This window comes from Streptomyces kurssanovii, assembly GCF_040677245.1.
Classification (GTDB): Bacteria; Actinomycetota; Actinomycetes; order Streptomycetales; family Streptomycetaceae; genus Streptomyces; species Streptomyces kurssanovii.
In genome coordinates this window covers 113,956-121,513 of sequence record NZ_JBFAQK010000020.1, presented here as the reverse complement: position 1 = coordinate 121,513, position 7,558 = coordinate 113,956, and the positions used below count along the sequence as shown (strand labels likewise).

The window sequence follows — 7,558 nt, the reverse complement described above, 5'->3', positions numbered from 1 at the left end:
GTCAGGCGTAGCGGGCCCGCTACGCCTGACCGTGCGCCGCCGGGTCCGGGGAGCTGGTCGCCGGCTGCTCCCCCGTCGCCTGCTCGGGCAGCGGCGCGCGCTTGAACATACGGGTCGCGGTGATCTCCCCGTGCACCGTCGCGTCGCCGGGATCCACCTGGGGCAGACCGGGGCGCAGATGCTCCTCGACGCTGATGTACTTCAGACCCGCCCTCAGGTCCGCGTCGTTGCGCAGCCGGATCACCAGCGGGAACTCCGCCAGCGCCGTCGTGTCGAACAGCCCGGTGGTGTAGAGGAGTTGCACACCCAGCGCATCGGAGACCGCGCGCTGGAGCTCCAGCAGATACGTGGCGTTGGCCCGGCCGATGGGATTGTCGAGGAAGAGCGTCCCGGCGTGCCGGTGCTTGTCCCTGCCCCGGTCGTTGCTGCGCAGCGCGGCCATCGTGCAGTACAGGGCGATGGCCGCGGTCAGCAGCTGGCCGCCGGAGAAGACGTCGCCCATCTGCCCGACCGGCACCCGCTCGGCGCGCAGCACCGCGTCGGGCTTGAGGATCTCCACGGCCACGCCCCGCGGTTCGAGAGCGGCCTGCACTCCGCGCAGCAGCAGCGACATCCCGTCCCTGCGCAGGTCGGAGTTCTTCCTGACCGCCGCACGGGTCGCCTCGTCGATGACCTCGCCGAGCCGCTCGGCCAAGGTCGCCTGGTCCGGCTCCTCGAAGCGGATCCGCAGGAACTCCTGTCCCGACCACTCGCCGAGGCCTTCCGGCAGGCGGGAGAGCCGCTGGGCCGAGCGGAGCGTCGCCAGCGCGGACTCCACGAGGCCGCGCAGCCGGTCGACGATGGTGTCGCGGTTGCGCTCGAGCTGCTCCAGCTCGTCGGTGAGCACGCGCAGCCTGGGCGCGAACGCCTCGGCCCACTTCGCCGCGTGCTCGGGCAGCGCGGCCGCGGGCAGTTCGCGGATCTGCTGCCGGGCCGGGGTGCGCACCTGCTCGTAGCGGGTGGAGTTGGCGTGCCGGACGAGTACGTCGCTCGCCTCCCGTACGGCCGCCTCCGCGGTGGACAGGTCGGTGGCGCATCCGCGCAGCGAGCGGCGTGCCTCGGCGGCGGAGTGGCGTGCCTCTTCCAGGGTGCCGGGGTACGGCTCCGGGCTCTGCGCCGGCTCGTCGTCCTGGTGGTGGTCGCGCAGCAGGTCCCGGAGCAGCGCGGCCGTCTCGTCGAAGCCGCCCGCCGCGTCCTCCGCGGCCCGGTGGGCGTGGAGCAGTCCGGCGTGGGCGGCGCGGGCCGACTCCAGCGTGTCGTTGCAGGCGGCCAGCCCCGCGGTGGCTGTGCGCAGGAGGGTCTGGGCGTGTTCGGCGTCGGCGGGGACGAGGTCGTCGGGGAGCTCGGTGTGCGACTCGCCGTCGGCGGGAGCCAGCCGCTCGGCCTCGCCGCGCAGCCGGCCCAGCTTCTCGCTGGCCTCGGAGGCGCGCGTCTCCAGCATCTGCACCAGGGACTCCGCGCGGACGACGGCCGCCTGGCGGGAGGGGCCGTCGGCGCCGTCCGTGCCCTCCAGGAGCTGGGCCGCGCGGGTGCGGACCTTGTTGGTGAGCCGGTCGAGTTCGGCGAGGGCGGCGCTCTCGTCGCTCTCGGCGCGGGCCTGTTCGGCGCGCAGGTCCGCCCCGACGCCGACCTTCTCGTAGAGCTGGGAGGCCGCACGGTACGCCTCGCGCAGGGCGGGCAGCGAGGTGCGCGGTGTCCGGTCGTCCTGCTCCGGCAGGCTTTCCGGCGCTCCGGCGATCTCGGCACGCTCCGCCCGCAGCGCGCGGGCGGTTCGGCGTGCGTCGTCCGCCGCGCGCTGGGCGGCCCTGCGGTCCTCGTCGGCGGCCTTCGCCCGCTCGAGGCAGGTCGCGGCGCGGGCCTCCGACTCGGCGGCCTCGTCGGCCAGTTCGCGGAGCTTCACCTGCCAGCCCGCCCGTTCGCGGAGCCGGAAGGCGAGGCCGGCGAGGGCGTCCGCGACCCGGCGTGCCCGCTGGGCCGCTTCCTGCCGCTCGTCGCGTACGCGGGCGGCGTCTGCCGCCACCTCGTCCGCCTCGGCACGGGCGGTGCGGGCTTCTTCGAGCGTCTCCTGAGCTTCGCGTGCGGCCTCGCGGGCCGTGCGGGCGCCTTCGGCGAGTTCGGCGAGCATTCCGGGCGGGCAGTCCGCCCGCCACGCGCCGATCCGGGCCGCGAGGGACCGGTCGGCGGCGAGGCGTGCGGCGAGTACGCGGATCTCCTCGTCCCGCGCGGCCGCCCTGGCCCGCAGCGCGTGACGCTCCTCGTCGGCGGCGTGCTCGTCGTGCATCGCGGGGTTCGGCGGCACGAGGAAGACGCCGTCGTCCCCGCCGGCGTTCCCCTGCGGCACGGGGGCGAGCAGCGCGGCGGCGGTCCCGACGGCCACGGCGGACCGCGGCAGCAGGGCCGCGCCGGCGAGGACTTCGCGTGCGCGGGTGTGCGAGGCGGGGTCCGTGATCACGACACCGTCGACCAGTTCCGGTCGCGCCGCCAGCACGGCGGCGTGGTCGGCGGGGTCGACGGACTGGGCGAGATAGCGCCAGCCGGGCAGGGCGGGGATGCCGTGCTCGCCCAGGTATTCGACGGTGGCGAGGACGTCGGGGCCGGGTGGCAGCAGGCCGCCGTCACCGAGGGCGCCGAGGATGCGGGCGTCGTCGGCGGCGGCGGTACGCAGGTCGAAGAGCTGCCGTTCCGCGGATGAGACGGACTGCTCCAGCAGTTCGCGCAATTCGCCGGCGAATCCGTCGAACTCCTCGACGGTGAGGGGCCCTTCGCCGGTGCGGCGGGTGCCCCGGCGGCCGCCGGGGACCTGGCCGGAACGGCTTCCCGCGGACGCGTCGGCGTCCCCTTCGGCCGCTGCGGCCGGGCGGTGGGCATGGCTGGTGTCCGGTGCGTCCGTCGCGGGGCTCTGCGCGTCGGCCGCCGCGGTACGCGGGGCGGGGACCTGAACGGGCAGCGCGGGGGCGAGACTCAGCAGGTCCGCGAGGCGTTCGTCCGCCGCGATGGACTCCGCGGCGCGGCGCTCCGCTTCGTAGGCGTGCTCGGCGGCGCGCTCGGCGTCCGCGGCGCGGGCCGCGGCCAGTTCCGCGCGCGACTCCGTGGCGGCTGCCTCCTTCGCCCGGTCCGCCGTGGAGCGGGCCGCCTCACGGGCCTCGTCCCACGCGGCGACGGCGGTCTTCTCGGCGTCGCTCGCCGCCAGGGCGGCACGGGCCGGATCGGCGTCGGGAGCGGTGTCGTCGAGCCATCCGGCCCGTACCGCCTCCGCGGTCTCCTGCTCGACCTCGCTCAGCCGCTGGCGCAGGTGGCCGATCTCGCTGCGGGCGCGCTGCGCCTCGGTCGCGGCGACGGTGGCGTCGCGGTGGGCGGCCTCGCCCGTCTCCTGGAGTGCGCGGGAACGCTCCTCCTCCTCGTTGGCGACGCGTTCGCCGTCCTCCGCGGCGGTGTGCAGGGCGCGCACCAGGTCGCCGGCTGCCTTGGCGCGGGCGGCGAGCGCGGGGGCGGCGTCGCGTTCTGCCTCTCGGATCGCCGCGGCGACACGGGCGGACCGGTCGGCGGCCGCCCGGTGGCGCAGCACCGCCTCCGCCGCCAGCCATGCGGAGTGGAGCGTGCGTGCGTCGATGAGCTCACGGCGCTGTGCCGTGGCGCCCTTCTCCGCGGCGGCGAGTGCCAGGGAGGCGTGCCGGTAGGCCAGTTCGGCGGCGACCAGGGAGCTGCGGTCGCGTTCCTGCTCGGCGGCGGTGACCGTGTGCGCGGCGGCGGTGACCTGCTGGGCGAGTTCCGCGGCGCGGGAGCGCTCGTCCGTGGCGCGGGCGGAGAGACGGCGTGCCAGGGTGCGGGTGCGGCGCTCGGCGCCGGCGTGGATGTCGCGGGCCCTGGTCCTGGCCTCCGCCGCGTCGACGATCCGGCCGAGCAGGTCGACGGAGCCCGCGGTGAAGTCCCGCTCCGCGGTGAGCTCCGCGCGGCGGCCCAGCTTGTTGCCGAAGGAGCTGACGAGGTCGGCGAGGCCGTCCGTGTCGCGGGTGTCGGTGACGGCGCGCAGCAGCAGGTCGGTGAAGTCGGAGTCCTTCTTCACGGCGAACAGGCCGGCCGCTTCGCCCTCGTCGGCGTTCATCTCGCGCTGGTAGCGGAACAGTTCGGGGTCGAGGCCGAGGTCGCCCAGGTGCTCGTTCCAGCGGTCGTGGATCTCTTCCCAGTACACGTCGAGATGCGGATACGCCTTGCCCGCCTCGGTGATCGCGTCCCGGAAGCCCTTCATGGTGCGGCGGCGGCCCTGGGCTCCGGAGACCCCCTCGACGGGCGGGCGGACGGCGGTGGACTCGGCCACGGGGAGCGAGTCGAGGCCGAGGCCGGGACCCGGCCGGAACGAGTACCAGGCCTCGGCGAACTTTCGGGGGTCGTTGGACACCTGGCGGCCGCGCCACTCGCTGACCTTGCCGACGACGACCAGTTCGCCGGTGAGCGTGTGCTGCCATTCGAGCGCGACGTGCCCGCAGTCGTCCGCGAGCAGGAACTTGCGCAGCACGCCCGAGCTGGCGCCGCCCAGGGTGTTGCGGTGGCCCGGCAGCATCACGGAGAAGATCAGCTTCAGCAGGACGGACTTGCCTCCGCCGTTCTCGAGGAAGAGCACACCCGCGGGCGCGGGCCGGCGCGGCGGGCCGACCGGCTCCTCCTCGAAGAACTCCGCCTGGGTGGGGGCGGGGTCGGGCACGGGCTCGCCGACTCCGCGCAGGTCGAGCACGGTGTCGGCGTAGCGCGCACCGGCGGGACCGATGGAGTAGAGGCGGACCCGGGACAACTCGTACATGGCGGCGGACTCTCAGTCGTCTAACAGTTGCGCGGGCGGTTACGCGTGGAAGGGCAGGCCGGCGTCGGCGGCCAGGTCGAGGTCGTCGCCGTCGGGCGGCGCCACCAGCGTGGCGGAGCCGTCGCCGACCGGGACGACGCCCAGCTCCAGCAGCTCGGCCATCGCGGCGCTGCCCGCCATGTCGCGGACCTGCAACTGGTAGCGGGCGGTGGTGCGGTACGCGCCGCCGGCGTCGTCGCCGGTCCGCTGGAGGAAGCCGGAGTCGGTGAGGAAGGCGACGGCCTTGCCGACGATGCCGGTGGTCGAGCCCGCGAGGCGGCGGGCGTCCTTGGTGGCGCCGGTGGCGCTGCGGCGTGCGTAGACCCGCCAGGCCGCCTCCAGGCCGGGGGCGTCGCTCGCCGGGTCGGTGTTGTCGCCCTGCTCGTCGGCGCGCTCCTCGAGACGCCGGCAGGCCTGACGCACGAAGGCGTCGACGCCGTTGACGGTGATCCTGCCGATGTACCCGTCGTCGGCGAGGTCCTCGGGGCGTGGGAAGGCCATGGCGGCGACGGCGAGATGGGCCAGGCCGTGCAGGAAGCGGTCGGCGGACTCGGCGGAGGCCCGGCGGGCGTAGTCGCCCATCCGTACGGCGAACACCGAGTCCTCGCCCGCGGTGACGGCCATGCCCGCCCGGGGCGACACCTCCAGCACGACCAGGCCGAGGCCGGTGGCGACCGCGTCGGCGAGGCGGGCGAAGGCGGGGTCCTCGCGGTAGCGCCGCAGCAGTTCGGCGTATTCGGCGTCGCGGGCCGGCAGCAGTTTCGGCTGAAGGCCGAAGGAGACGAGCCGCGCGGCGTCTGCCGCGTCGGCGGGCGTGACGCCGCCGGCGCCGGACGCGGTGGTGGACATCGGGCCGGAGGGGGGTCCCTGCGGGGCGGCCTGGTCGCTCCACGCGGCGGGGGGCTCGGCGTGGTGGTCGCTCACGGGGCTCCTCGGTCTGGGGTGGTCGGGGCGGAGGTGGGGGCCGGGCACGGTGGTGCGGCGGGGCGGCCGGCGCGGTGGGGGCTCGATGTCGCGTCCATGCACGGCGGTGCGGCAGCGGGGCGGCCGGCGCGGTGGGAGGTCATGTCGCCTCCGCGCGCGCCGCCGCCATGCCCACCGCGTCGAGCAGCGCCGTGCCGACGATGAGGTCGGCGCCGCCGAACTCCGGGTCGTCGAGCTCGGTGCCGTCGTCGACGGCGAACAGCAGGCGCTGCTCGCCCTGGCGGTACGCGGTGCCGACCGGCGGGCTCGCCGCGTGGACGGCCAGCAGCGCGACCAGGTACGGCAGTTCGGGGTCCCGGCGGCGGGCCTCCGCGAGCAGCCCGGAGAGGCGGCGCGGCGCGTCGTGCTCGAGGTCGAGCAGTTCCATGGCGCTCGCGAGCTGCTCCTCGCTGAAGCGGCTGTCGTCGGGGGTGGCGATCAGGTCCGGTTCCGGCATCTCCGCGCCGAGGTGTTCGCGTTCCGCCGGCGGGGTCAGCAGCATGTCGACCAGGTCGCCGACGCGTACGGAGGACGGTGTGCGCAGCCCGGTGCCGCTCGCGAAGAACGCGTCGGTGACGCGGATCGCCGATTCCACGGGCAGCGGCAGCAGCGGAGCCAGCAGCTGGCCGTACAGGTCGAGGCCGCTGCGGGCGGTGGGCCGGGCGAAGGCCTGCCGGTCCTGCTCGGCGCGGAACAGAGGTCCGGCCTCCAGCAGCCGGGACTGCAGCTGTGTGTGCCGCCGGATGCAGTCCTTGACTATGTCCACGAGCTCGGCGGCGCGCCGCTTGTGCTCGGCCGTCTTCGGATCGGTGCCGGTCTCGGCCTCGTCACGGGCCTTGCGGATGTTGGTGAGGATCGCGTTCTCGTGGCGGTAGCGGTCGGCGACGTGGTCGAGCGCCTCGGCGATCATGTCGGGGACGGTCCGTAGCCAGTCGACGGCGCGGACGTTGCGCCGGGTGGCCTCGAGGGTGCGGCGCAGTGTCTCGCTGTACTGCACGGTCCGGTAGCGGGCCTGCTCGGCGGCGAGTTGCGCGTCGGCGAGGCGGCCGCGGCTGATGAGCACCTCGAGCTTCACCTCCGCGGCGATCTGCGCGCTGGTGACATCGGTGTCGAGTGCGCCGACCAGGACGTTGACCGCTTCGTCGGTGGTGCGCAGATAGACGGTGCCGTCGTGGCCGGGGACTTCCTCGATGAGCTTGAAGTCGTAGTCACGGCGGGTGTAGACACCGTCCGGGCCGAAGGTGCCGTACACGGCGCGGAAGCCGCGGTCCACGCTGCCCACGTTGATCAGGTTCTCCAGCACCCAGCGGGCCACGCGCTCGTGCTCGGCGGCCGGCCGCCCCGGGGCCTGGGCGGCGACGCGCGGAAGCAGGCGCGCGACTATCTGGTCGTGGTCGGCGCCGGTGTCGAAGTCCATGTTGAGCGTGACGAGGTCGATGGCCGCGAGGGCGACCTCCGCCATGGCGTAGACCGAGTACTCGCCCGCGAGATTCGCCTTGCGCACGTCCAGGTCGTGCAGGGGCGCGGTGCACGCGAGCGCGCGGAGCCGCCGCGCGAGCCCTTCGTCGGCGGCCGGGCCCTGCGCGGGGCGCGGCCCCGCGCTGAGCTGGGGCGGAGCGAGGTCCGTCGAGGCAGGCGAAGTCACGGAGCACAGATTAGGTCCTCGCACCGACAACGGTCGAAACGACGCAGAGCGCCCTTCGGCACCAGCGGCCGCGACGG

At 75.2% G+C, this 7,558-nt stretch carries 3 protein-coding genes; all 3 read right to left on the bottom strand.

The genetic code is table 11. The features are described from left to right. Window positions 1-19 precede the first annotated feature (19 nt). The gene (locus tag AB0K36_RS17070) at window positions 20-4,834 is read right to left on the bottom strand and encodes a coiled-coil domain-containing protein (RefSeq protein WP_364594453.1); all 4,815 of its coding nucleotides are present in this window, start codon (window positions 4,832-4,834) and stop codon (window positions 20-22) included. Between the two features lie 39 nt (window positions 4,835-4,873). Next, window positions 4,874-5,797, bottom strand: coding sequence for a hypothetical protein (locus AB0K36_RS17065; RefSeq protein ID WP_189473671.1), 924 nt, complete (start codon window positions 5,795-5,797; stop codon window positions 4,874-4,876). A gap of 139 nt (window positions 5,798-5,936) precedes the next feature. Then, window positions 5,937-7,481 carry a hypothetical protein gene (locus tag AB0K36_RS17060; RefSeq protein ID WP_364594450.1) on the bottom strand — a complete coding sequence of 515 codons (1,545 nt, stop codon included), beginning with the start codon at window positions 7,479-7,481 and terminating at the stop codon, window positions 5,937-5,939. Window positions 7,482-7,558 lie beyond the last annotated feature (77 nt).